Raw genomic sequence first — 23,660 nt, 5'->3', positions numbered from 1 at the left:
TGATTATGACAACGCGCAAACGTCTACGCTTTTCTTTTTCACTGATTCAAACGATCAGTGCAACATTTTTAACTATCATCGCTCTTGTTATAGCCCTTTCTGTCTCAAGTTTCAAAGGAATGGAGCAGGTTGGCAAACAATTTGAAGAGTTGTCTCAAAAAGCGTTACCGATGGCGATGGCAAATGCGACACTGACAAGAAATGTTTTAGAGCAAGTAAAGTTGCTTAACTATGGAATGCAAATTTCTGATCCAGATGAACTTCCTCTCATCACCGCCAAAATTGACGCTCTCGCACAGCAAACTGAAGGTTTAATAGAACAAACATCGGGAGTCGCGGAACATTTATCTAACATGTTACAAGTAAATGTTCAGGAGTTGCATCAAGTCACCAATTCCATTTTATCGAAACAATCTGCGGTGATTCAAATGCAAAGCGACATTAACTCGGCCGTTGGTGGGTTTCGGTATGGGTTAAGTTCGATTGGTCCAGAGATGAACCGTATCAGCTCGTTTCTCAGCAACGACAACCCTGAATCGAGTGATGCGGCAAATCGCTTCATTGCATCCGCGAGCTCGATGGAAAGTACTTTCTTGGTCATGATGATGCAAACCGAGCTAGAGAAAGCGGAGCAAGAATACAGAGAAATGCGAAACCGTATCGCTGGTATAAATCTCGCTTACGATGACTTCAAAGAATGGCACCCTGAAGTGACTGAGTTCGCCAGCCTAACAGCACCTTATGAGATGGTACAGGCAGGCTTCAAAGATGAAGGGGTTTTGCGTTTGATTCTGGCGAAACTCGAACAGAGCGAGCAGCAAAAAGTGGAGTTTCAACGCGCCTCTCAGCTCTCAAACGAAACCATGTATTTGCTCGACCAAGTATCTGATTCCGCCTCAGCGTTGATTGATGAGCGTGAAACTATTGTCCACAGTACCATTCAAAACGTCAGCTTAATGGTTGTTGTTGCCGCTGGCGTCATCTCGCTTGTGGTGTTAGCGACTTGGTTTGGCCTCCGTACTTGGATCAATCGAGGGTTGAAAAACATCCTTACTCGTCTCTCCGCTTTAACGGAACATGATTTCCGAGATAGAGCGCAAGAGATTGGCCCGTTTGAGCTTAAAGAAGTCGCACGCAAACTCAACCAAGTTATCGATTCAACCCACGATTCGATTTCTACCGTCACGCGTAACTGCGAAACCTTGTACCAAACCGCTGAGATAAGCCACGATGCGGCCGAGCAAACAAATCAAAGCTTAACTTTGCAAAATGAAGCGCTGGCGAGCATGGTGACGACCATTACTCAGTTAGAAGCATCGATTAGAGAGATCGCGACGGTGACAAATGCCTCTTCCGAAGATTCGCATTTAGCGACAGAACACACAGTGAAGGGGGTTGGTGTGGTAGAGCAAAACCGTCAGCGTTTGGAGTCTCTTGAAAGCTCCCTTAATTTGAACGAGCGGTCGATGTTAGAACTCGACCAACGAGTTAAACAGATCCGCGAGATGGTAGACATGATCAGTGGTATTGCTGATAACACCAACTTACTTGCTTTGAATGCGGCGATTGAAGCGGCGCGTGCTGGGGAGCAAGGGCGAGGTTTCGCAGTCGTCGCCGATGAAGTACGCAAGTTAGCAAGTGATACGTCCCAACAAACCACAAATATTCGAGAGATGATGAATGAGCTTGTGGCTGCCGCAGAACGTTCACGTAAAGCGGTAAGTGAGTCGCGTGAAGAGATGGCGCATGCACTTCAATCGAGTCATGAAGTAAAGTCGGCTTTTTCGGATATCGATGCGGCGGTTCGACATAAACAGCTACGTGTCGAACAGATTTCTGTTGCGACAGAAGAGCAAGAACGAGCAACAGCCGATGTATCGCAAGCCATTACACATATTTCTGACCAAGGTGAATACACTAAACTCCAATTAGAATCCATGGTTGAAAGCTCAGAGCAAGTCGCAGACATCGCGGGGCATCAACAAGCGATGCTGCATAAATACGAACTGCATCAGGTGAGTTGATCCAGCATTAGGTAAGACCAAACCAACTTCCAATACGATCAAAGGCAGGGCATCGCTCTGCCTTTTTATTTTTTGACTCCAAGAGTGAGTGACCCAAATCGCAAATTGATTAACGGCACGGGAGAAATGTGTCATTAGTATTTGTTAATTCTTTGTTGTCGCTTCAGGGTTGTTAGAATATCTCGCAACACAAATATGCCTTCAGAATGAGGAGATATTCGTTGGTTATTAAAGTATGTCCTCTGGTATTGCGAAAACAAAACCGCGAGATTCTTCTTTTCAAACATCCTCTTGCGGGCGTTCAGTTGGTGAAAGGTACTGTCGAACCATTCGATTGCGACTTCTTAAGCGCGGCAAAAAGAGAATTGGCAGAAGAGTCGGGCATCGAATTGGTCAATCACACAACCTACTTAGGGGCTTGGGAGAGTGGATTTCAGGAGCAACGTTGGCATTTCGTTTTGTGTGAATGTGAAGTGTTGCCGGAACATTGGGTCTTCCACACTCAAGATGATTGTGGACATGATTTCGAATTATTTTGGCATGAAGTTGCGAAAGACATTTCCTCCCATGCGCACCCTGTCTTTCAGCGTGCTTTAGAGCAAGTTCGTCAGCTTATCCGCCTTGGAGCAATTAAGTGAAAGTTGAAATCGGTAATCACACGAATGCAGAGTTGCTTCAAGAACTCAAAGATCAACGCATTCAATTCAATCCGTTTGCCTTACAGCTGTTTGAAGATCAATTGATACAAACCAAACAAGGTGGCCAGACATTGTCTGTATTGGTAACAACGCCTTCGGAATTGGGGGCACCTTTTGGCGCAACGCTGGCTGAGCTTCTTGCTCATGCAGCTCTGAAAGGGCTAGAGCCTTGTCCGCTCGCCGTCGCACCATACTTGTTACTTCAAGGTATTTCGCTCACAAAAGACGAATACATAACGCTCGCTTCTTTGCCTCTTGCTCAGGAAGAGACCTATCCCAGAGGTTTGTATTTGCGTAAGCGGGATGATGGTGTTTGGCTAAGAGGTTATCGATGTGATGATGCTTTTATCTTTCCTCCTTCGATGAAGTTTGTGTTCATTGATGCGAAGACTAAAGAGGGAGAGCAATATTGACGTTTGACTATTACTCTTTCCCGACAATTTCACTGGGAGATTTGTTGCAGCTTCTAAACCACATCCAAACGTCACATCTCACGTTTATCAGCAGTAAGCGAAGAAATACGTAAATCATTCTCACGAAGGAAGTACAAACAAGGAAAGTTCATGAAAAAGCGACTCGTCATATTGGCAGCCATTGCGTCGCAAGGTTGTGCAACAATAGAGACCCTAAACCCAACAAACAATCATGTGAGAATCTCTCATGAGGGGAAGCAGAGCTACTGCAAGGAAATACCAAGAATTTACAGTGGAGTGAATTACAACATGTGTTTGTTGAATGGTGAGCCTAGCTATTCTGAAAACACGGGGCCCAAACTAGATGGGGTGCCTTTTTTTGTGTTTGATACTGCTTTTTCAGCGTTGGCTGATACCTTATTCCTACCGTACACGATAACGATGCAGGTACAGAAAGGGTCAATAGAGGTTAACTAAGCTTTCAAGCGAACCATCAAACCAAACGCTATGCTTTTATCAGGAGCGAAATGATAAGGAAGAACAGCCATTGTTGTTATTTCAACCTCTCACGTACGGTTTAAAGGCACTGTCGCTCTCAAAAATGGCGTTGAAATTACAATTATTTAGCTGATTTCTATATGCTTTGCGCATTCATTCAGATAAGGAAAGGAAACGATAATGGATAAATTCGTACTGTTTCTCCTATGCCTTTGCCTGACGGTGGGTGGTGCCATCCACATTTACGACAATATTGTCGATGGTTTTTTGCCTTACGATTTTGCCCCAGGCTGGTTAAACATGTATTGGAGCGCGCTTGGTCTCCTTGATTTACTCGCCGTTTATTTGCTGATCAGGCACCGCCGGACTGGGTTGGTTTTACTGTTATTGATTATGTTGAGCAGCGTAGGCTTTAACTCTTATGCGCACTATGGATTGGGCGTGTTGGAGAGCAGTGGACAACTGCAATGGCAAACGTTGTTATTAGGGTTTTCTATTGGAGTATCAATTTGGCTGTGGAATTCGCAAAAGCATCGCCATTCACGTCAGATATTCCGTTAATTATTGTTTTGTTATTAAGTATTTTTACAGGGATGAGAAATGGACAATTTTAAGGATCTTGCGAGCTTCGGAATTTTTGCCGCGCTATCGGGCTTTAGTTTTGGCGCAATCTTTTTTGGTGCTGCATTTGTTTACGCAGCCATCAATAAACAACAGGATGTGAGTGTATTCGCCATCTCTTCAATTGTTCTTGGGATTATCGGTTTGTTTGTTGGTGTGACCCAATCAAACAAAAAACGCGATTTGATTAAAGCCTAACGGTTTCTATTCAATCCGAAATACATTGGGATGAGTTGCGGTCGCGTGTTCGTGATACATATCATCTAGGTAGGTCAGTAACTCGTCTTCATCGAGAAAGGGCGGCACTACAAAGTCTCTGATTGGGCGCTTTATCGAAGTTTCCGAATCGATATAAAGCGTCCAAATCCCATCTTTGCATTCAGCAAGCATGATTTTTCCAAACACATTCACTTTCATTGAACTGCTCATGAGGAAGACTTTTCCTTATAACGAAATGGTTGGGTGATTAGTTTATCCAATCTTTGCTCGTCTTTGTCGCGGATCTCTGGAACACCAATCACAACATCATCATGACCTAACTCTGGTTGAGCGCGGTAGGTGCCAAACAAACGATCCCATATCGACAAGAAGAAGCCAAAGTTTGAATGTGTCTCGCGCACGATGACAGAGTGGTGCACGCGGTGCATGTCTGGCGTCACAACCAATTTGCGTAACTTCGAATCCCAAGGTAGTGGCAGCTTTGCATTGCTATGGTTAAACATCGCGCTAGCATTCAATACGATTTCAAACACCACGATGGCGATAGGAGACACGCCTAAAGCAAACACCGCAGCGATTTTTACAATCATTGAGAGAATGATTTCTATCGGGTGGAATCGTGTTCCGGTTGTGACATCGATATCCAAGTCTGCATGATGCATGCGGTGAAGTTTCCACAGCGGTTTAACGCGATGGAAAACTAAATGCTGTAGGTAGATGATGAGATCGAGTAACACAACGGCTATCAGCACATTTAACCAAGTCGGGAAGGAAAGTGCATTGAGTAGACCCCATTGGTTTTCATAAGCGATGATAGCAGCTTGGAAAGCGGCAATAGGCATGACAACAGCAATAACGACACTATTCAGCGCGACCAGTGTGAGATTGTTAAACCAGCGAAACGAACGGTCGACGGTCAACTGCTTTCTCGGTAGCTTGTTTTCCCACAGAGTACAAAGCAACAACACACCAATAAAGATGCTGAGTCGTAGCCAAGAAGGGTCGTTAAATGCTGTTTCGGTCACGCTAATTTCCTTGATTGATTCGCTTATTTGTTAAGACCTTAAGACTCCACCGTATCTTTCACCGAGAAGAAAGGAATGTGAATGTCCGTCCGTTTACGAGCATTTCTTGAGACTCACTGGCGATGCAAGTAGAATCGCGCTCTACTTTATACATGCACTTATTCTAACTGGCACTTTCTATCCATGAGAATCCACGCTTTCCATCGTTTATACCAGCACCGTCAATCTATCTCAACGAAGCCGTTTAACGCTCGTGGCTGTAAAGTGGTTCGCTGCCCATATTGTCAGGTTTCTGAGCAATATTGTTTGTGCGACATTCAGCCTAACATCGAATCCAATATTGCCTGCCTGCTGATCGTATCGGAAAACGAAGTGTTCAAGCCGAGTAATACCGGGCGTCTAATTGCTGATACGATTCAAGAGACCTACGTGTATCAATGGAATCGTACTGAGCCTTCTCAAGAGATGCTCACACTGCTAGAAAACGATGCTTATCAGCCTGTGGTTGTGTTCCCAGCAGATTACGTGGATGAGCCTGAACGTTTATTGGATGGTTTGAATCCAGAGCGTTTGAAGGCTTCCGATGGCTCAGATAAAAAATGGTTACTGATCTTCATTGATGGTAGCTGGCGAGAAGCGCGCAAGATCTTTCGCCGTTCAGAGTTTCTTAAATCTTTGCCTGTGCTTTCTATTGAGCCGGAATCATTGTCTGAATACATCATGCGCCGCTCGAACAATGAGCAGCATCTGTCTACAGCAGAGGTCGCGACGTTAGTATTCAAACAAGCAGGTGAAGAGCAAGCTTCGGAGTGTTTGCAATTGTGGTTTGAAGCCTTCCGTGAAACCTACATGCTGACGAAAACTCGCGTGAAAACCGACTGGTCTCGACCACATCTGAAACGTTTCAAAGAGTGGGCTAAAATCGAGAGCTAACTCTAAGGAATGAACTTTTGTTGATGGCTTGTTGTTCAACTGGCTTCAATGAGGGGATAAATCTGCATTCGGTCACGGTTTGCAGGCGTACAGATATGGATAATGCCTAAAGTTTATCTTTTTTGACTCCAGCATATTTTGGGAGTCGTTTGAGCTTTTTAGGAGAGAATTGCATGTATTACGGCTTTGATGTCGGTGGCACTAAAATCGAGTTTGGTGCGTTTAACGAAAAACTTGAGCGTGTAGCAACTGAACGTGTACCAACACCAACAGACAACTACGATTTGCTGGTAGAAACCATCGCAGGTCTGGTTAACAAATACGATGCGGAATTTGGTTGTGAAGGTACGATTGGCCTTGGTCTTCCTGGGATGGAAGATGCTGATGATGCAACTGTACTAACGGTTAACGTACCTGCAGCAAAAGGCAAACCACTTCGTGCTGATCTTGAAGCTAAAATCGGTCGCAGCGTAAAAATTGAAAACGATGCAAACTGTTTCGCGCTTTCTGAAGCGTGGGATGAAGACCTTCAAGACGAACCATCTGTACTCGGTTTGATCCTTGGTACGGGTTTTGGCGGCGGCTTCATCTACGAAGGGAAAGTATTCTCTGGTCGTAACCACGTAGCGGGTGAGGTAGGTCATACACGTCTTCCTATCGACGCATGGTTCCACCTAGGCGACAACGCACCTCTACTAGGCTGTGGTTGTGAAAAGAAAGGTTGTCTAGATAGCTATCTATCTGGTCGTGGTTTCGAGCTTCTTTACGCGCATTACTACGGCGAAGAGAAGAAAGCGATCGATATCATTAAGTCACACGCAGAAGGCGAAGCAAAAGCGGTTGAGCACGTTGAGCGCTTTATGGAGCTTCTAGCAATCTGCTTTGCGAACCTGTTTACTGCGACTGACCCACACGTTGTTGTACTAGGCGGCGGTCTATCTAACTTCGAACTGATTTACGAAGAGATGCCAAAACGCATTCCTAAGTACCTGCTTTCTGTAGCGAAGTGTCCGAAGATTATCAAAGCAAAACACGGTGATTCAGGCGGCGTACGTGGTGCAGCGTTCCTAAACATCAAATAGTCGTCTGAGTTTTCGATAAGCCAAAACACATAAGACCAACATTGAAAGCCTCGTTCTCCTTTAATGTGAAACGAGGCTTTTTTGTTTTTGTCGAACCATACTGCTGCTCTGTATTGCTGAGCTGCCATCTTTACTCAGCTTTACGCTTCGTTTACATCCCTTGAACTCTCGATTGATAAGCTGTTTTTATTGCTTCCACGAACAGTAGGAATGAAGATGTTCAACTCATCAAAATTACGCTACGGCGTTCTTAGCATCGCCTTAGTTGGTATGGTTTCACCGACGTTTGCCAAGCCTCCCGCACCTAAGCCACTAAAGCATGGAAAGAAGGTGGTGGTGGTAAAGCCTGTCTACCGTCCCGTTTATAAAGCGCCAGTTCATCGCGTATACCATTACAAGAAAATTCCGAGAACCGCGACTTACCTAGTGATAGCGGGGATCACTTATGCCGTCGTTGATAATGTCTATTACAAGCGAAGTGGCGATCAGTATATTTATGTGGAGCAACCTCCGGTATCTGTGCAAAGCCAAGTGAATACGGGGAGTACCACTGTCGTATCAAATAAGGGGATGGCAGGTAAGATAGTCGACGTGTTGCCGAATGAAGCAACCACGGTGACCGTTAATGGGGCGACTTTCTACGTTCAAGGCAGTGACTGGTATGCGCCAATTGCGGGAACGAACCAGTTTGTGATCGTAGAGCCTCAGCTATAGTGTGTTGATTTTGGATTTCATACATAAAAAAACTCGCGATTTGCCGCGAGTTTTTTGTTTTTAACTTTTGTGGTTAAGCTTATTTGTTCTTTTTACCTACGCCCAAGTTTTCTTTTTGAGCTAGGGTGATTTTGCTAAAGCCTAATTTTCTGAAATGATTGTCGCGGTAGTTACGTACTGCCTTCGTGTCAGATACTGCTTCGATTTGCTGCTCCATCTTTAGGTACTCAGTGATGTCGATACCTTCCGCCTCTGCAACTGCTTCTTGAATGTTGCGGTGTTGCTGGTACGAGAACGTCAGTTCTTTGTCTTGGTCTTTGTAAGTGTAAAGAATGGTGCGAGCCATAGCTGTCTCTCTGAAAAATTTTTCTGTTATCAATAAAAAGGTCAGACACGCTGACCTTTGAATTCTGAATCGGCCTAGATTCTGCCTTGAAGTGGGATAATTGTCACGCTTTCTCCCGTTTTTACTGTATCAACAGCAGGGGAGATTTCGATCAAACAGTTTGCCTCACTCATTGAACGCAGAATACCTGAGCCTTGTTTGCCCGTTGTGCGAACCGTTAAACGACCTGTTTCGTCTAGCTCGTAAATACCACGACTAAATTCGGTACGGCCTTGGCGAGAGCGCAGATTTTCTGTCGCAATGGCGTTGACTTTAAGTGGCTTCCAACCTTGTTCACCTTGCATCTTACGCAGCGCAGGCTCAACAAAGTTAATGAATGAAACCATCACAGCCACAGGGTTACCCGGCAAACCAAAGAAAGGCTTATCGTTGATTTGACCGAACGCAAGCGGACGACCAGGGCGCATGTTGATACGCCAGAAATCAATTTGTCCCAGCTTATCCAATGCCAGCTTAATGTAATCTGCATCGCCAACGGATACGCCGCCAGAAGTCATCACTACATCGGCTTGCGCAGAAGCATTTTCGAGCGCGTCAATCATCAATTGCTCGTTATCTTCTAGGATACCGAAATCCAAGATCTCGCAACCTAGTTTCTCTAACATGCCCATGATGGTGAAACGGTTTGAATCGTAGATTGAATTCGCTTTCTGTTCTGTACCCGGCGCTTGAACTTCGTCACCGGTAGAGAACACAGCAACTTTCAACTTGCGGAACACGTTCGCTTCGCCAAGGCCAAGAGAAGCAATCATGCCCATCTCAGGAGAGGCTAGGCGAGTGCCTGCGGTAAACACATCGCTACCAATTGCTAAGTCTTCGCCCGCTTGGCGAACGTTTTGACCGGTTTTGAGGCTCGCACCATTGAACGTGACTGTATCGCCATCTTGGGAAGCTTGTTCACGCATAACAACAGTATCACCATTGATAGGTGTTGGAGCGCCCGTCATGATCTTAACCGCTTGACCAACTTCTAAGGGCTGATCGTAAGCGTGACCCGCCATCACTTCAGCAACCACTTGGTAGCTTTCACGCTCGACGTCATCACCGCGAATGGCGTAACCGTCCATCGCTGAGTTGGTGTATTGCGGAACATTCACTGGTGACACAACATGCTCTGCAAGCACACGACCGTATGCACCTTCAATCTTGCACGCTTCGGTTTCAGCAACCGTGTTCACCAAAGATAGGATCTTTTCTTGGCCTTGAACGACAGAAAGGAAAGCTGGAGAAAGGGTATCGCAGCAAGCGGCTTCTTTCTCTTTACTCTTTGGCGCTTTCGCTTCTTGAACATACTGAATAACGAACTGGGCAATCGCCTCAAGATCGTTGATGTTCATTTGTGGCAGTTCAGAGTCCAATTCGCCGCTGTCTGAAGCAATCGCGATGATGTTTTCATCGTTTGGATGAAGCCAAGGCTTGCCGACTTCTTCACGGTGCAATTCGATCTTAGGGAACGCAATGTTTTTGCAGCCTTCCACTAGAACCACGTCTAGCTTGTCTTCGTCGAAACGCGTTAGTAGGTAATCAAACTCCGATTCTGACTCTGGTGTTTCTGTCATCAGTGCGAAGCGGTTACGAGAAGAGATCAGCATTTGCGATGCGCCTGCTTTACGTAGGCGATGGCTGTCTTTGCCCGGTTGGTCGACATCGAAGTTATGGTGAGCGTGCTTTAGCATACCGATGCGTAAACCTGCTTCGGTCAACTTTGGTAGTAATGCTTCAAGTAGCGTAGTTTTGCCCGTACCAGAGTAGGCAGCAAAACCAAGAATAGGGATGTTTAGCGTGTGTTTCATGATTCAAGTTGTCCAAATTGCGCCAATTCTTCAGGCGTATTTAAGTTGACGAAACAGTTTGGTGAGTCGCTAAAGTCAACGTAACTGGTGTTGCACTCTTTGTAGAGTAGGATGATCTTACGATCGCCACGTTCTAAAAACGCGGTCAGCTTTGGCAGTACGCGCTTGTGATAAAGCGTGAAGACAGGCTGCTGGTGGTCGCCATCATGAGCAACCAAAATATCGGTGTTTTCTTCTACTGCATTGCAAAAACGCTCAACAAGATCAGTGTTGATTTGTGGGCTGTCGCAAGGGACGAAACCAACCCAATCGGTTTCTGCATGAACCAAGCCCGCGTGGATACCGCCCATCGGACCTGGGAAATCTTTAAATTGATCGCTGAAGACGAAACCAAACGCACGGTAGGCGTCTTGGTTTCGGTTCGCATTGATCAGAATGCGTGGTGTTTGCGGAGATAAACGTTCGATAACGTGTTCGATGAGTGGCTTCTGATTCAGTTCGATCAGACCTTTGTCTTTTCCACCCATACGGCTGGCTTGACCACCAGCCAAAATGACCCAACTAGTTTGTGTTGGCTGAAGCATATGCGTTCTCTTGGGATGTTTCTTTTGGTATGACATACAAGAGTGGAGACTCTACCAAAGTCTTGTCTTTAATCCACCACTGTTTTTTACATAAATCCGTCAACGCGTTCGCTTGGTGGCTGGTCACAACAATACTAGAACCGCGATCAAGCAGATCTTTTGCCATGATAACCAGACGTTCAATCGACTCTTGGTCGAGAGAGGCACTTGGTTCGTCCATCAACAAAATCGATGGTTTTAAGATCCAAGCTCGTGCCATTGCTACGCGTTGCTTCTCACCGCCGGACAATACAGAGATGTGTTCGTCGGCTAAGGTTTCTAACCCTACCATGCGCAGCGCACTAATAACTTGAGCTCGCTTATCTTTTGCCGTGTCTTGTTGATATTTAACTCCATAAACGACGTTTTCATAAACAGTGCCGTCAAAAAGGTAAGGAGACTGATGGAGATAAATCACGTCAACACGACCATTGCGACGCGTCCACTTCTTCAACCAAGTATCTTTCGGTGCCACCACTTTACCCGTTGAAGGCTTGATCAAACCTGCAAGGATCTTGAGTAGGGTAGTTTTGCCAACGCCATTGTCACCTTTTAAGTAAATCGCGTCGTTTGGACCAATGGCCAATTCAGGGATGTGGAAAAGCACACGCTCTTTAAAGCGCATGGACAATTGCTCGGCGGTAATTTTTATAGTCATAATTCACCCTTACATTGGGTCGATGGCGAGTCGATTGCTTGCTTCATGTTCTTAGATAGCCTTTGCCTCTCATGCTCGATAAGAGGAAGTTGAGCGCTAACGCTAAGGATAGTAATACAATTCCTAATGCAACTCCTTGCGCAAAAGCACCTTTACTACTTTCCATAGCAATGGCAGTCGGAATATTACGGGTTACGCCCATAATGTTGCCACCAACCATCATTGAACAGCCTACCTCTGTGACGATTCGTGAGAATCCCGCAATGATAGCTGCCAATAAAGGAAAACGTGTCTCCCAGATCATAGTAGCAGCGATACGAGGTATTGACGCACCTAACGTAATCGCTGTTTCAACTGCGCGACGGTCACTTGATTGAAGCGCACCGTGCATCATGGAAACCAGAACCGGAAAACAGACGATCATTTGTCCTAAGATCATGGCTTTTTGCGTAAACAGCATTTGCCAATCACCCAAAGGGCCTGCTCTTGAGAGCATCATGTACAGCAGCAAACCAATCACGACCGTTGGCACCGCCTGCAAGGTGTTCACAATGGACAGTAAGAACCACTTACCACGAAAGTCGGTGTAAGCTAGGACAAAAGACATCAAAATAGACGGCAATACCACCAAAGATATTGCCGTAATAGAAACACTAAAGGAGACCGCAACGATCTCCCATAGGTCTGCATCAAAATTCACCAATAAGCGCAAGGCTTCTAGTGTTGTATCAGCAAGATTCATATTGCGTTATTTGCTCTCAGCATTCGCAACGAACAATTGTTTACCATTCAGACGGAAGCCATTGATCAGCTCTTGACCGCGTGGGTTCACCAACCAGTCACTGAACGCCTTCGCACCTTGGTAGTTGATGGTTGGGTAACGCTCTGGGTTCACCAAAATCACTTGGTACGGGTTAAACAGTTTTTCGTCGCCTTGGAATAGAATCGCAAGATCCAATTTGTTTTGGTAAGCCAACCAAGTACCACGGTCGGTCATGGTGTAGCCTTGCATTTCTGACGCCATGTTTAGAGTAGGGCCCATACCTTGACCTACGCTGCGGTAGCCACCAAAGTTTGGTTCCATCTTAGTTTGCGCCCAGATGCCTAGTTCTTTTTTGTGTGTACCAGAATCATCGCCACGAGAGATGAATGTCGCGTCTTTGTTTGCGATCTCTTTGAATACGTCTAGTACTGACGCATCGTCTTTTACTTGTGCTGGGTCAGCTTTAGGGCCAACGATAACGAAGTCGTTGTACATCAGTTTACGAGGAAGGACGCCGTAGCCGTTCTCAACAAACACACCTTCTGCTTTAGGAGCGTGTGTCATAACCAAATCAACGTCGCCGTTTTCACCCATCTTCAGCGCTTTACCAGTACCAGCAGCGATGATATCTACTTTGTAGCCAGTGTCTTTTTCAAATTGAGGAAGTAGGTAGTCCAGTAAGCCAGAGTGGTAAGTACTTGTTGTTGTCGCCAGACGAATGTGTTCGCCATCTTGAGCTGAAAAAGCAGAGTAGCTTACAAGAGTGATTGACGTTGCAGCTAGAGTCAGCGCAATTTTTTTCATTTTAGTTGTTTCCTTTCCAATGATTCTTTGGCTTCTTAAGTCTTGGGTTACTAAAGAAGTCGCCAGAGCGTCATAGCGCGCTCATATCACAAGTCATCTTAGGGTGGAGGAGCGAGAAGCGATGGTATTGCATTGATGTCTCCCACATCCTGAGGTCACTTGGACACTCCATATAGCAAACAAGATGCCAACATTTTACAAGCTCAAAATGTTTGATTTATGCGCTAATTCATGGACTTATTTGCATAAAAATTTGCGTTGGTACAAAATGTCGCACTTTTTGTAGGGTATCTCTGTTTAAACTTGGTACACTCTGTCCCATTCCAATCCAACTGGGGTAAATATGTCTACTCAATCCCATATTAGTACAAACCAACAATACAACGCTTTTTCAGTACTGGTCGTTGATGACGAACTCGGTATGCAAGCCATCCTTAAAAAGGCTCTGGGCAAACTGTTTTCGCAAGTCGATACAGCGGGCAGCATTGAAGAAGCGGAAGAGCTACGTAACTCACGCCACTACGATTTGATTCTGTTGGATATCAACTTGCCGGGGCGTTCAGGGATTGAATGGGAAGAGGCGTTTGAAGATGACGACAAACGCGCGGATGTCATCTTCATGACTGGCTACGCGGATTTGGAAATTGCAATTCGAGCACTGCAGCTTGGTGCGTCGGACTTTATCCTCAAGCCGTTTAACCTAGAGCAGATGTTGAAAGCGGTCAGCCGCTGTATGGATCGTCGTTTGACTGAGCGCATGCAATACGCGATGAAACGTGACTATCAGCGTCTTCACACGTCAGAAATCATTGGCGGCTCTGAGAAAACCCGTCAACTCAAACAGCTGATTACCCAGTTTGCGCCTTCTCGCGCATCAGTCTTGGTCGAAGGTGAGTCGGGAACAGGTAAAGAGCTCGTTGCGCGCGGCATTCACCAAGCGAGTGGTCGCACAGGACCATTTGTCCCACTTAACTGTGGTGCGATTGCACCAGAGCTTTTAGAGAGTGAACTATTCGGGCATACCTCAGGTGCTTTCACGGGCGCTAAAAAGTCTCGCGAAGGCCTTTTCCGCGTAGCGAACGGAGGTACATTATTCCTTGATGAAATTGGTGAAATGCCGTTATCCATGCAAGCGTCACTGCTGCGCGTGTTAGAGCAGCGTACCATTCGTCCGGTCGGTTCTGAACGCGAAATCAGCATTGATGTTCGTATTGTCGCGGCGACCAACCGCAACCTGCAAGAAGAGGTCAACAAAGGCAACTTCCGTAGCGACCTTTACTACCGTTTGAACGTGTTGAAGATCGAAGTCGCTCCCCTGCGTGAGCGCAAAACCGATTTGTTCGAGCTTGTGCCTTATTTTAGCAACATGCTAACGAGCGAACTGGGTATGCAAGCACCGAAGTGGGCGCATGAGGATATGGAAGCGATGAGTGAGTACGAATGGCCAGGTAATATTCGTGAGCTGAAAAACCTCATTGAGCGCTGCATCTTGTTAGGCAAACCGCCCGCGCACCATTGGCGTGAATTGAATGGAGGACATGCGCTGCCTAACGTGTCGATTACGGTTTCTCATACTGCAGAGCTGCCAACATTCAAAGAGGGCAGAGAGTTCAGCGGTGAAGGTTACCCAAACACTTGGACGCTAAAAGAGGTTGAAAAAGCGCATATACAACAAGTGGTTACTCTTCATGAAGGCAATAAATCTGCCGCTTCACGTGATTTGGGTGTGGCAAGAAAAACCCTAGAGCGCAAATACAAAGAGTGGGACTCTGAGGACGAGGATTATGCCGAATAGTACTTGGCAGCAACGCAAGGGACTGTCTAAATGGGCGTATCGGTTCAAAACAATGGTGCGCTATCGATTATTGATTTTGACCTCCGCGCCAATCTTTTTAACGTCATTGGCATTGATTGGTATCACGATCTATTGGTCGATTCACTATACGTGGCAAAATGCGCTGTTGGATGTATCAGAACGTCTTGGTGTGGCCAATAACAGCATCACCTTGCTACAACAAAAACAAGCGAACTACGTGAAATCGTTCGCGGACTCTTATGATTTTCGTACCCGAGTGAACCAAAATGTCCCACAAGCAGAGTTGCAAAAGTGGGTTACTGCGCAGAAGAAACGCTACGGGTTGGATTTTTTGTCCTTCCAACGTGTTAATGCGATGGAAAACAAATTCCGCTTTATGGATTTAACCAAGCGCGAATCTTTCTTCGATGTTCTGGACAGAAAAGAACTGGAAAAGCTAGACCCCGAACTTGCAAAACGTGCTGAAGTACCGATTCTAAAAAATGGTAGTGTGGAAGCGCGTGGCTTGGTGAGTCGAACCGTAATACCGGTTTACAGCCAGCAGAATGATTTAATTGGCTTCTTAGATGGCGGTTTGCTGCTCAACAACAGCACGGTATTGGTCGATCAAATTCGTGATCTTATCTATTTGAGTGATAACGACACCCTCCGTCCTGTGGGGACTCTGACGGTATTTTTGGATGATCTTCGTGTTAGTACCAATGTTCCCTTAGACAGTGACCAACGTTTGGGGCGCGCTATTGGTACGCGAGTGAGTTCTGAGGTGTACAACAAGGTATTGGAGGAAGGTGAGCAATGGGTCGACCGCGCGTTTGTTTACGATGCTTGGTATATCACCGCATATCAGCCAATCAAAGACCAATACGATAATGTCATCGGTATGCTCTACACCGGTTACTTGATGTGGCCATTCGTAAAAGCCTACATGACCAATATCGTCGAGATAAGCTTGATCACTTTAATGCTGCTCTTAGTTTCTGGTGTGATGGTATATCGAGGCTCGCGAGACTTATTCCGTCCAATTGAACGCATCCATACAGTCGTGAAATTAGTTCAGTTGGGTAAAGAAAAACGTATTGGGCCTCTCGGACTAGACGAACACCACGAGCTGGCTCAGTTAGCTCGCCAATTCGACAATATGTTGGATGCACTTGAAGATCGTAAAGTCGAGCTTAAAAACTCTGCGATGCAACTTGAAGGTAAAGTTCAAAAACGTACGGCGAGTTTGAAGGAAAAAACAGAACAGCTCGAACTCCATATTCAGCTGCTCAACCAAACGCGTGACAAACTGGTGGTCAACGAAAAGCTTGCCGCACTGGGTGAGTTAACTGCGGGTATTGCACACGAGATTAACAACCCAACCGCAGTGATTCTGGGTAACGTTGAATTGATTCAGTTTGAGTTAGGTGAAGAGGCAAGCCGCGTTCAGGAAGAAATTGACGCCATTCACGCTCAAATTGACCGTATTCGTAATATCACGCGTAGTTTACTGCAATACAGCCGTCAGGGTGGTGTGCAAGACGAAATTACGTGGCAACACGTGAACCCAATCATCGATGAGAGTATTACGCTGGTTAAAACCGGTACTAAGAAGCGCGACATCGAGTTTGTCACCGATTTACAGGCTCATACTTCGGTCGAGATCAATCGCCACCACTTGTTGCAGATTCTAGTGAACTTGCAGATGAATGGCATTCATGCGATGGACGGCAGAGGTAAGCTAACCGTCGTGAGTGAAGATTGGATTGAAGACGGCGAACTGAAAGGCGCAGCGATTCATGTCACCGATGAAGGTTGCGGTATCAAGCCAGAAAACTTAAGTCGTATCTTCTCGCCGTTCTATACAACTAAGCGTGACGGTACTGGTCTAGGGCTTTCTGTTTCGCAAAGTATTCTTAGCCAAACAGGCGGCGAACTAAAAGCTGAATCGGAATGGGGCAAAGGAAGCACATTCAGTATCTATCTGCCTAAAAAAGCCGAGTTGCTACTTGACGTTATGAATATTGTTTAGCGCTATTCTTGAACTGACTATGAGTCCCAATCAAATAAAAAGGGTCAGTAAATTTACTGACCCTTTTTGTATCTGTTTCTCTCTAAGTGCGAGAGGAAAACGTCGAATTAACCCGTATGCACCGCAATCTTTGGAGGATTGATTCCGTGCTTTTTAAACTCTTTCATTACACGTAGAGTAATGTCGGTTTCAAAGAGCTTCTCGTAGGCGGTATCTACCACATACGCCTTACACGTTAACTGAATTGCTAAGTAGTTATCAGTAATCGTCTGTTTTACGAGAACCGTCACAGGCTTCGGTAGATGGATATAGCGACTTGAAGAGGCCGCTTCCTGAATTAAATCACGTGCTAACGCAATGTCTTCATTCATGCCTACATAGAACGGAATCACCACCTGCATATCCAACGCACCATAGTTGCCGCTGACCACAACTTCACTCAAGAACTTGTTGTTTGGAATCGTAATGATGTCATCGGTTAGGGTACGCATACGCACAGAACGCAAACCAATAGCAATAATATCGCCGTAATTTCCTTCAAACGTGACGCGGTCACCAACTTGGAACGGTCTATCCACCATAACCGTCATACCCGCGATGAACGATGCCGCTAGGTCTTTCATTGCAAAACCAACGGATACCGCCAACGTACCACCAATCAAAGCAAGGATCTGGTCGTTGATGCGAAAGCTCATCATAAATACCACAGAGCCGGCAGTTAAGTAGATAAAGAACTGCAGGAATGATTGGAGCTTTTGCAGCACCATTCGATACTGCACAAATTGGCTACCAATACTTTCTACCATCGAGCTCATGAACTTAAGCAACAACCATGTACATGCAATTACGATGATAGAGAAGAACACGCCGCTCCAGCGAATTAAGCTGGCAATTTGCGAGATATTATCGACACTCGCGATTTCTTCAGTCGCCAATGCAGGGGAGCTCAATAAACATAGAGCCAATACGGTGAGTAGTTTTTTCATCGTTATTTCACCAATAAATGTTGACGGTCGAGAACGTTAGTAATGTGACGGAACCAGTGGTCCGACACGCGAGCTTTGTCTTCGCTCCACTCAATAAAGCCACGGCTTTGGAAGTAGCGAAGAGTACCGATAACTTCCGCAATACTGAGCTGGGTACATTCAGACAACTCTTCCGGCGATGCCACTTCAAGCTGAACAATAGAACGCAGAACGGCCAGCATAGGCTTCGGCATTTTTTCTAGTTCTTGAGATTCTGGTGCGTGGAATAATCGAACCACCACTTGCTGCGTCTCTTTATCCTGACGCAGGGACAAGCGGAAAAAGCGTAAGCCAACTGTCGGGTTACCATCCGAGTAATGCCACAGAATACGGTAGAAACCTTGTTTAGCACGTTCTTCTTCCGTGATGTCTTCTTGGTCCCATTGCTTAGGGACGACAAGACCATCAAACGTTACTGGGTTCTCAATCTCTTGGTTAATACGCGTATCAAACAGCGCAGACAGTTGTTTTTCACTCCAGCGCGGCATAAACGCCACCCAGTCAAACAACAAACGTTCGCCACGAGCACGGTCGACAAAACGCCAACTTGCTTTCTCAATCGCCATGACAACGCGGTGGTTCTTCTTAGAGCGACGAAGTAGGTTAGTCAGTTTAATCAAACCGCTTAAACCGCCTACCATTGGCTTAACTAAGCGCTGGGCGTTATCAACTGCGATAAGGTAAGGCGTATCACTTTTACGAAGATGCGCAAGAACCTGAATTTCAGACGCGTCTTCTTCCAAACCAAGCTGCAGAGCCAACTCTTTTAGCAACTCGCTGTAACCCGCATATGGACAGTTCAAATAAAGCGGTTCGGCGTTCTTCACTTTATTCAAGATAGTGCGCAGGAAGGTCGTTGTACCGACGCCACGCTCACCCGAGATAACGCACACGGCAGGGCTGTCTGTCAGGAGATATTTAGACAGATGCTTGATTTCATCAGAGGCGTAGTCCACCAACTCGCTTTCTTCGCTACCTGGGAGAATATAGTCGAACGCTTGATCGCCTTTTATTCGCACAAGATTGGTATCTGCACCGTTATTTCCCGTTTGTTTTGCGACTTCAATACGGAACAAATACGCTAAAGCTTGGCTAAACATGGTGTAGTTAGACAACATGGCAACAATGCGGTGTTTAAAGCTGTGCAGCATGATCCATATAGCAGCAATGGCGGTGCCGATAATGCTTAGTAGCACGGTGTCTTTTCGGCGGATGGCCCAGTTTACCCAAACAGGGCGGTCAGAGAGCTTTTCCGCGACTTCAAATACCTTCTTACGCCATAGGCGCAATACCGACAGCGTCACCAATACAAACCAAAAGAACAGTGCGCTGTAGATCCAAGAATAAATGGTGCCTTTGCCTAGTGTTCGAATCGAGATTTGCAAAATCACGCCTGCGACAATCGCGCTCCATACATAGCGACGAATGGTTGAAAGGCGTAGGGCAATCACCTCTTGGCTAGTGCTGCGGCTGTTACGGTAAGCAAACTCTAAAATGAAGCTGATGGCAATAGAACCACCCAACACCCACCACGTGAAGATCTCGAGAATGATCAAATGCTGCAAGCTCGGGATTTCTGATAGCACGCGAAGAGAAAGCGTAATTGCAATCAACCACGCAATCGCTCGGTGTGCACGACTAATGTACCAAATCAAACGAACCCAAATCGGAGGCTTGGCCACATTGTCTAATTGCGTTTCACGGAACAGCGTAATGATGCGCTTGCTGTTGGTTAACCACCAAACCAAGCCAAAGTAAATAAACAGTACTTTAATGCCTGCCCAAAGTACTGGGATTGGTGAAATGAACACCTCTTTTATCAGCGATTGGAATGAACGAATCTGGAAGAACAGTAAGTATTCCGCATTCAATTGAGTTTGACGCCACTCTTGCTTGAATTGGGTCACACCATAAGGACCAAAGCCAGTTAGCTTGTCGTGTGTAATCGGATCCGTCAGCGCTAATAATCGCTCTTTGCTTTGACCAAGGCTGTTCAGAGTCAAATTGCTAGACTGCGTTTCAAACCACTCTTTGTCTTCACCAGACTCGCGATAAGCTTTTAAATGTTGGTCAAAGATGAGGGTTTGTTTGCGCTGCTCGTTCATCACTGCATTAAGCAGTTGATTGACTTTGCGTTTGTCTTGGTCAGACATAAACAAAGGTTCAGGCAATTTGTTTATCTCCTGAGTGATCTCTTGCGCTACTGGCAATACTTGAGGCTCAGGTTGGAATTCGTACTCCCACTCAGCGTGAGCGGGTAAAGAAAGCACGAGACCGACTAGCATTAAAATGCGCGCCATGAAATGCATAAAATTCTCTTAAAACTTATAAGGTTAGAGTTAGTGTAGTTGCTTTATCGCGATATGCGAGTTTTACCCAATGACCGTGCGTGATGTTGCGATTTCCTTTGAGAAACGGATGCTCAATAAAGGAATAACGTACGGAATTGATAAAAGGGGACGCACTATAAACCCAATCTCATGGGGTATGTCAATGCTTAGTCATGACAGATTTATGTCTCACTTTTGAACCCGTTAGGGTAATAACCCTTAGAAATGGTAAGGTTTATGTTAGCCAAATCTCAAAAAACAACTGAACGAAGAAAGCTTTTTCTCATTAATTAATAAAAACAAAACTTGAAGTGTGTAGCCTTAAGCAGTAACGTTGCGCGGTTTTTCCCAATAAACTTGAATTGCTAAGGTAAAGGTTTTGATTTCCACAGCGAATATTACTCAACAATTTGGCGCTAAGCCGCTATTTGAAAACATCTCAGTTAAGTTCGGCGAAGGTAACCGCTACGGCTTAATCGGGGCTAACGGTTGTGGTAAATCAACCTTTATGAAAATCCTGAGTGGTGAGCTAGAGCAAACTAGCGGTAACGTAAGCTACGATCCGAACGAGCGCGTTGCAAAACTGAACCAGGATCAGTTCGCATATGAAGAGTTCACGGTTATCGACACGGTAATCATGGGCCATAAAGAACTATGGGAAGTGAAGCAAGAACGTGACCGCATTTACTCTTTGCCAGAAATGAGCGAAGAAGACGGCATGAAAGTGGCTGACCTTGAAGTTCAGTTCGCGGAAATGGACGGTTACATGGCCGAGGCGAAAGCGGGTGAGTTGCTTCTTGCTGTAGGTATCCCAATGGAGCAACACTTCGGTCTAATGAGTGGAGTGGCGCCAGGCTGGAAACTTCGTGTGCTTCTAGCGCAGGTTCTATTTGCTGACCCTGATGTGATGCTTCTTGACGAACCAACCAACAACTTGGATATGGATACTATCCGTTGGTTGGAAGACACGCTAAACGCGCGTAACTGCACCATGATCATCATCTCGCACGACCGTCACTTCCTAAACTCAGTATGTACGCACATGGCTGACTTGGATTACGGTGAACTACGTGTTTACCCAGGCAACTACGACGAGTACATGACAGCGGCTTCCCAAGCTCGTGAACGTCTGCTGAACGACAACGCGAAGAAGAAAGCACAAATCGCTGAACTACAAACGTTCGTTGCGCGTTTCTCTGCAAACGCATCGAAAGCAAAGCAAGCGACATCTCGTGCGAAGCAAATCGACAAGATCAAACTGGACGAAGTGAAAGCGTCTAGCCGTCAAAACCCATTCATTCGTTTTGAACAGTCTAAAGAGTTGTTCCGTAACGCTCTGATTGTTGAAAACCTAAGCCAAGGTTTTGAAGACGATCTGTTTGCTAACTTCAATGCGATTTTTGAAGTCGGTGAGCGCGTTGCAATCATCGGTGAGAACGGTGTGGGTAAAACAACCCTACTAAACACACTTGCTGGTGTACTAGAGCCACGCTCTGGTGAGTTCAAGTGGTCTGAAAACTCAAACATTGGCTACTACGCACAAGACCACGCGCATGACTTTGCAGAAGACATGAACCTGACAGATTGGATGGGCCAATGGCGTCAAGAAGGCGACGACGAGCAAGTGGTTCGTGGTTTCCTAGGTCGTATGCTGTTTGGTCAAGACGACATTAAGAAGTCAGTAAAAGTACTGTCGGGTGGTGAGCAAGGTCGTATGTTGCTTGGTAAGCTAATGATGCACAAACCAAACATGCTGCTAATGGACGAACCAACCAACCACATGGATATGGAATCTATCGAATCATTGAACACGGCACTAGAGCAGTACAAAGGCACATTGTTCTTCGTATCGCACGACCGTGTATTCGTAGACTCACTAGCTACGCGTATCATCGAAATCCGTGATGGTAAAATCACAGACTTCAAAGGCACTTACTCTGAGTTCCTAAAATCTCGTGGTATTGAAGGGTAATCCTTCTTCCGAATAAATAAAAAGACCTCATCGCGAGGTCTTTTTTTATGTCTATTCTTTGTGAGCGCTAATTCTTTGCTAGCGCTAGGTTGTGGCGTTCAATCCTTAAATTGCCTCATTAGATAAGCATAAATGCCAACGAGCCCGAAAGTAATGATCATCGAAACGATGATACCGCTTGGGGTGAGTAGATAATTCCACAGTTGATCGTTGTTCATCGTTCACATCCTTTGTGAATCCATATGATTGTTTAAGTCTAACTCATTTGGCGACTTAATGATGAGTTATTGATTTCCCTTTACGTCAAAATCAATTTTCTCTGCGCCTGTGAATACTTGGAAACGTAAACCTTTAGCACGAGCGATAGTGGTAATACCAAACTTCTTGGCTAGATCTAAGCCCATTTGCGTAACGCCAGAGCGAGACAGCAAAACTGGAATGCCCATTTGAGCGACCTTGATTACCATCTCTGATGTAAGGCGACCAGTTGTGTAGAAAATTTTATCTTCGCCGGTTTCTTGGTTAAGCCACATTTCGCCCGCGAGGGTATCAACAGCATTGTGGCGACCAACATCTTCCACAAATGACAGTACTTTATCGCCTTTGCACACTGCACAGCCATGAACTGCACCAGCTTTCTTGTAAGTGTCATTATAGTGCGTCAACGCTTCTAACGAGGTGTATATCTCAGACTGTTTGAGTGGCATTTGTGGTACTTGATAATCTTCAAGCTGCTTCATTACGTTGCCGTACATAGTGCCTTGACCACAACCAGACGTGACGGTCTTCTTCTTCAATGCACGTTCAAGATGTTCAATGTTCTCTTTGGTGATAACCGCAGCTGTGTGCGTTTCCCAATCGATAATCACAGATTCAATCGCTTCAGGATCTGACAAGAAGCTCTGGTTCTTCAAATAACCCAATACAAGTGCTTCTGGGCGAGAACCGAGTGTCATCAGTGTGACAATCTCTTTCCAGTTCAACATGACGGTAAGAGGGCGTTCACACGCAATTTGCTTAGTCAGCTTCTCACCGTATTCGTCAAACACTTCTACTTCGATGGTCTGTAGGGGATTTTCACTGGTTTTAATAATGTTTGGTTTTACCACAGTCATGTCCTGATGAATGAGAGAGCTCATGGACGCTCTCATTGATGGGTTCTTTTGTCTTAACAAGGATTACAAAGCAATTCTCATTCCAAAATAGCGGGTATAAATGAAATTGCGAGGCTT

The 23,660-nt window shown here is 45.7% G+C and carries 23 protein-coding genes; 12 read left to right on the top strand and 11 right to left on the bottom strand.

The genetic code is table 11. The annotated features are described in order from the left end of the window. Window positions 1-5 precede the first annotated feature (5 nt). The 6 genes from C1S73_RS02440 to C1S73_RS02415 all read left to right on the top strand — a co-directional run bounded on the left by C1S73_RS02440 (window position 6) and on the right by C1S73_RS02415 (window position 4,452). Complete coding sequence (locus tag C1S73_RS02440; RefSeq protein WP_038872713.1) at window positions 6-2,024, top strand: methyl-accepting chemotaxis protein; 2,019 nt, start codon at window positions 6-8, stop codon at window positions 2,022-2,024. A 221-nt stretch (window positions 2,025-2,245) separates the two neighbouring features. After that, entirely contained in the window at window positions 2,246-2,662 is a 417-nt protein-coding gene (locus C1S73_RS02435; RefSeq protein WP_038872715.1) for an NUDIX hydrolase, read from the top strand. Continuing rightward, window positions 2,659-3,135 carry a hypothetical protein gene (locus C1S73_RS02430; protein ID WP_038872717.1) on the top strand — a complete coding sequence of 159 codons (477 nt, stop codon included), beginning with the start codon at window positions 2,659-2,661 and terminating at the stop codon, window positions 3,133-3,135. The genes C1S73_RS02435 and C1S73_RS02430 overlap by 4 nt, the downstream gene beginning before the upstream one ends. Before the next feature lie 150 nt (window positions 3,136-3,285). Continuing rightward, entirely contained in the window at window positions 3,286-3,612 is a 327-nt protein-coding gene (locus C1S73_RS02425) for a YceK/YidQ family lipoprotein (protein WP_038872720.1), read from the top strand. A gap of 201 nt (window positions 3,613-3,813) precedes the next feature. Beyond that, entirely contained in the window at window positions 3,814-4,194 is a 381-nt protein-coding gene (locus tag C1S73_RS02420) for a hypothetical protein (RefSeq protein ID WP_038872723.1), read from the top strand. 39 nt (window positions 4,195-4,233) lie between these two features. Beyond that, window positions 4,234-4,452, top strand: coding sequence for a hypothetical protein (locus C1S73_RS02415; protein ID WP_038872726.1), 219 nt, complete (start codon window positions 4,234-4,236; stop codon window positions 4,450-4,452). A 6-nt stretch (window positions 4,453-4,458) separates the two neighbouring features. On the opposite strand, the gene C1S73_RS02410 is transcribed toward C1S73_RS02415, so the two are convergent. Continuing rightward, window positions 4,459-4,683, bottom strand: a complete 225-nt coding sequence (locus C1S73_RS02410) for a DUF7661 family protein (protein ID WP_050566735.1) — start codon at window positions 4,681-4,683, stop codon at window positions 4,459-4,461. Then, the gene (locus tag C1S73_RS02405) at window positions 4,680-5,498 is read right to left on the bottom strand and encodes a sterol desaturase family protein (RefSeq protein ID WP_038872727.1); all 819 of its coding nucleotides are present in this window, start codon (window positions 5,496-5,498) and stop codon (window positions 4,680-4,682) included. Before C1S73_RS02405 ends, C1S73_RS02410 begins: the two co-directional genes overlap by 4 nt. A gap of 183 nt (window positions 5,499-5,681) precedes the next feature. Here C1S73_RS02405 and C1S73_RS02400 point away from each other — a divergent pair, with 183 nt between their 5' ends. The 3 genes from C1S73_RS02400 (at window position 5,682) to C1S73_RS02390 (ending at window position 8,227) form a co-directional block, all read left to right on the top strand. After that, entirely contained in the window at window positions 5,682-6,431 is a 750-nt protein-coding gene (locus C1S73_RS02400) for a tRNA-uridine aminocarboxypropyltransferase (protein ID WP_038872729.1), read from the top strand. Between the two features lie 173 nt (window positions 6,432-6,604). Continuing rightward, a complete protein-coding gene (nagK, locus tag C1S73_RS02395; protein WP_009706081.1) occupies window positions 6,605-7,513 on the top strand; it encodes an N-acetylglucosamine kinase in 909 nt (302 codons plus the stop codon). Between the two features lie 216 nt (window positions 7,514-7,729). Beyond that, window positions 7,730-8,227: a VPA0510 family protein gene (locus C1S73_RS02390; RefSeq protein WP_038872730.1), complete on the top strand. Its 498-nt coding sequence runs from the start codon at window positions 7,730-7,732 to the stop codon at window positions 8,225-8,227. Between the two features lie 79 nt (window positions 8,228-8,306). On the opposite strand, the gene C1S73_RS02385 is transcribed toward C1S73_RS02390, so the two are convergent. From C1S73_RS02385 to C1S73_RS02360, 6 genes are all read right to left on the bottom strand, one after another. Further along, complete coding sequence (locus C1S73_RS02385) at window positions 8,307-8,573, bottom strand: DUF2960 domain-containing protein (RefSeq protein WP_038872732.1); 267 nt, start codon at window positions 8,571-8,573, stop codon at window positions 8,307-8,309. A gap of 74 nt (window positions 8,574-8,647) precedes the next feature. Then, window positions 8,648-10,426, bottom strand: a complete 1,779-nt coding sequence (locus C1S73_RS02380) for a bifunctional molybdopterin-guanine dinucleotide biosynthesis adaptor protein MobB/molybdopterin molybdotransferase MoeA (protein WP_038872733.1) — start codon at window positions 10,424-10,426, stop codon at window positions 8,648-8,650. After that, window positions 10,423-11,010, bottom strand: a complete 588-nt coding sequence (gene mobA / locus C1S73_RS02375; RefSeq protein ID WP_038872734.1) for a molybdenum cofactor guanylyltransferase MobA — start codon at window positions 11,008-11,010, stop codon at window positions 10,423-10,425. Before mobA ends, C1S73_RS02380 begins: the two co-directional genes overlap by 4 nt. Continuing rightward, window positions 10,988-11,707 carry an energy-coupling factor ABC transporter ATP-binding protein gene (locus C1S73_RS02370; protein ID WP_038872735.1) on the bottom strand — a complete coding sequence of 240 codons (720 nt, stop codon included), beginning with the start codon at window positions 11,705-11,707 and terminating at the stop codon, window positions 10,988-10,990. Before C1S73_RS02370 ends, mobA begins: the two co-directional genes overlap by 23 nt. A 43-nt stretch (window positions 11,708-11,750) precedes the next feature. Beyond that, window positions 11,751-12,449, bottom strand: a complete 699-nt coding sequence (locus C1S73_RS02365; protein ID WP_005427748.1) for an ABC transporter permease — start codon at window positions 12,447-12,449, stop codon at window positions 11,751-11,753. A gap of 6 nt (window positions 12,450-12,455) precedes the next feature. Further along, entirely contained in the window at window positions 12,456-13,274 is an 819-nt protein-coding gene (locus tag C1S73_RS02360; RefSeq protein ID WP_005441551.1) for an ABC transporter substrate-binding protein, read from the bottom strand. A gap of 343 nt (window positions 13,275-13,617) precedes the next feature. Between C1S73_RS02360 and C1S73_RS02355 the strand changes: the two genes are divergently transcribed. Together C1S73_RS02355 and C1S73_RS02350 are read left to right on the top strand one after the other, a co-directional pair. Further along, a complete protein-coding gene (locus C1S73_RS02355) occupies window positions 13,618-15,069 on the top strand; it encodes a sigma-54-dependent transcriptional regulator (protein ID WP_038872736.1) in 1,452 nt (483 codons plus the stop codon). Then, complete coding sequence (locus tag C1S73_RS02350; protein WP_038872737.1) at window positions 15,059-17,101, top strand: sensor histidine kinase; 2,043 nt, start codon at window positions 15,059-15,061, stop codon at window positions 17,099-17,101. The genes C1S73_RS02355 and C1S73_RS02350 overlap by 11 nt, the downstream gene beginning before the upstream one ends. Before the next feature lie 107 nt (window positions 17,102-17,208). On the opposite strand, the gene C1S73_RS02345 is transcribed toward C1S73_RS02350, so the two are convergent. Together C1S73_RS02345 and C1S73_RS02340 are read right to left on the bottom strand one after the other, a co-directional pair. After that, entirely contained in the window at window positions 17,209-18,087 is an 879-nt protein-coding gene (locus tag C1S73_RS02345; RefSeq protein WP_038872738.1) for a mechanosensitive ion channel family protein, read from the bottom strand. Between the two features lie 2 nt (window positions 18,088-18,089). Next, window positions 18,090-20,435 (bottom strand): ATP-binding protein, encoded by a 2,346-nt coding sequence (locus tag C1S73_RS02340; protein ID WP_038872739.1) that lies wholly within the window; start codon window positions 20,433-20,435, stop codon window positions 18,090-18,092. 400 nt (window positions 20,436-20,835) lie between these two features. Here C1S73_RS02340 and C1S73_RS02330 point away from each other — a divergent pair, with 400 nt between their 5' ends. After that, window positions 20,836-22,428: an ABC-F family ATPase gene (locus C1S73_RS02330; RefSeq protein WP_038872740.1), complete on the top strand. Its 1,593-nt coding sequence runs from the start codon at window positions 20,836-20,838 to the stop codon at window positions 22,426-22,428. Between the two features lie 284 nt (window positions 22,429-22,712). Here C1S73_RS02330 and C1S73_RS02325 read toward each other — a convergent pair whose 3' ends face one another. Beyond that, entirely contained in the window at window positions 22,713-23,537 is an 825-nt protein-coding gene (locus tag C1S73_RS02325) for a formate dehydrogenase accessory sulfurtransferase FdhD (RefSeq protein WP_038872777.1), read from the bottom strand. Window positions 23,538-23,660 lie beyond the last annotated feature (123 nt).

The organism is Vibrio jasicida 090810c (assembly GCF_002887615.1).
Classification (GTDB): Bacteria; Pseudomonadota; Gammaproteobacteria; order Enterobacterales; family Vibrionaceae; genus Vibrio; species Vibrio jasicida.
Note: the sequence above shows the minus strand (reverse complement) of the source record. Positions and strands in the feature narration are given on the sequence as shown.

Coding starts and splice junctions, on each gene's coding strand:
- nagK (WP_009706081.1), top strand. CDS start 6,605: ATGTATTACGGCTTTGATGTCGGTGGCACTAAAATCGAGTTTGGTGCG.
- C1S73_RS02420 (WP_038872723.1), top strand. CDS start 3,814: ATGGATAAATTCGTACTGTTTCTCCTATGCCTTTGCCTGACGGTGGGT.
- C1S73_RS02385 (WP_038872732.1), bottom strand. CDS start 8,573: ATGGCTCGCACCATTCTTTACACTTACAAAGACCAAGACAAAGAACTG.
- C1S73_RS02360 (WP_005441551.1), bottom strand. CDS start 13,274: ATGAAAAAAATTGCGCTGACTCTAGCTGCAACGTCAATCACTCTTGTA.
- C1S73_RS02410 (WP_050566735.1), bottom strand. CDS start 4,683: ATGAGCAGTTCAATGAAAGTGAATGTGTTTGGAAAAATCATGCTTGCT.
- C1S73_RS02345 (WP_038872738.1), bottom strand. CDS start 18,087: ATGAAAAAACTACTCACCGTATTGGCTCTATGTTTATTGAGCTCCCCT.
- C1S73_RS02440 (WP_038872713.1), top strand. CDS start 6: ATGACAACGCGCAAACGTCTACGCTTTTCTTTTTCACTGATTCAAACG.
- C1S73_RS02355 (WP_038872736.1), top strand. CDS start 13,618: ATGTCTACTCAATCCCATATTAGTACAAACCAACAATACAACGCTTTT.
- C1S73_RS02400 (WP_038872729.1), top strand. CDS start 5,682: ATGAGAATCCACGCTTTCCATCGTTTATACCAGCACCGTCAATCTATC.
- C1S73_RS02370 (WP_038872735.1), bottom strand. CDS start 11,707: ATGACTATAAAAATTACCGCCGAGCAATTGTCCATGCGCTTTAAAGAG.
- C1S73_RS02415 (WP_038872726.1), top strand. CDS start 4,234: ATGGACAATTTTAAGGATCTTGCGAGCTTCGGAATTTTTGCCGCGCTA.
- C1S73_RS02350 (WP_038872737.1), top strand. CDS start 15,059: ATGCCGAATAGTACTTGGCAGCAACGCAAGGGACTGTCTAAATGGGCG.
- C1S73_RS02425 (WP_038872720.1), top strand. CDS start 3,286: ATGAAAAAGCGACTCGTCATATTGGCAGCCATTGCGTCGCAAGGTTGT.
- C1S73_RS02365 (WP_005427748.1), bottom strand. CDS start 12,449: ATGAATCTTGCTGATACAACACTAGAAGCCTTGCGCTTATTGGTGAAT.
- mobA (WP_038872734.1), bottom strand. CDS start 11,010: ATGCTTCAGCCAACACAAACTAGTTGGGTCATTTTGGCTGGTGGTCAA.
- C1S73_RS02390 (WP_038872730.1), top strand. CDS start 7,730: ATGTTCAACTCATCAAAATTACGCTACGGCGTTCTTAGCATCGCCTTA.
- C1S73_RS02340 (WP_038872739.1), bottom strand. CDS start 20,435: ATGCATTTCATGGCGCGCATTTTAATGCTAGTCGGTCTCGTGCTTTCT.
- C1S73_RS02380 (WP_038872733.1), bottom strand. CDS start 10,426: ATGAAACACACGCTAAACATCCCTATTCTTGGTTTTGCTGCCTACTCT.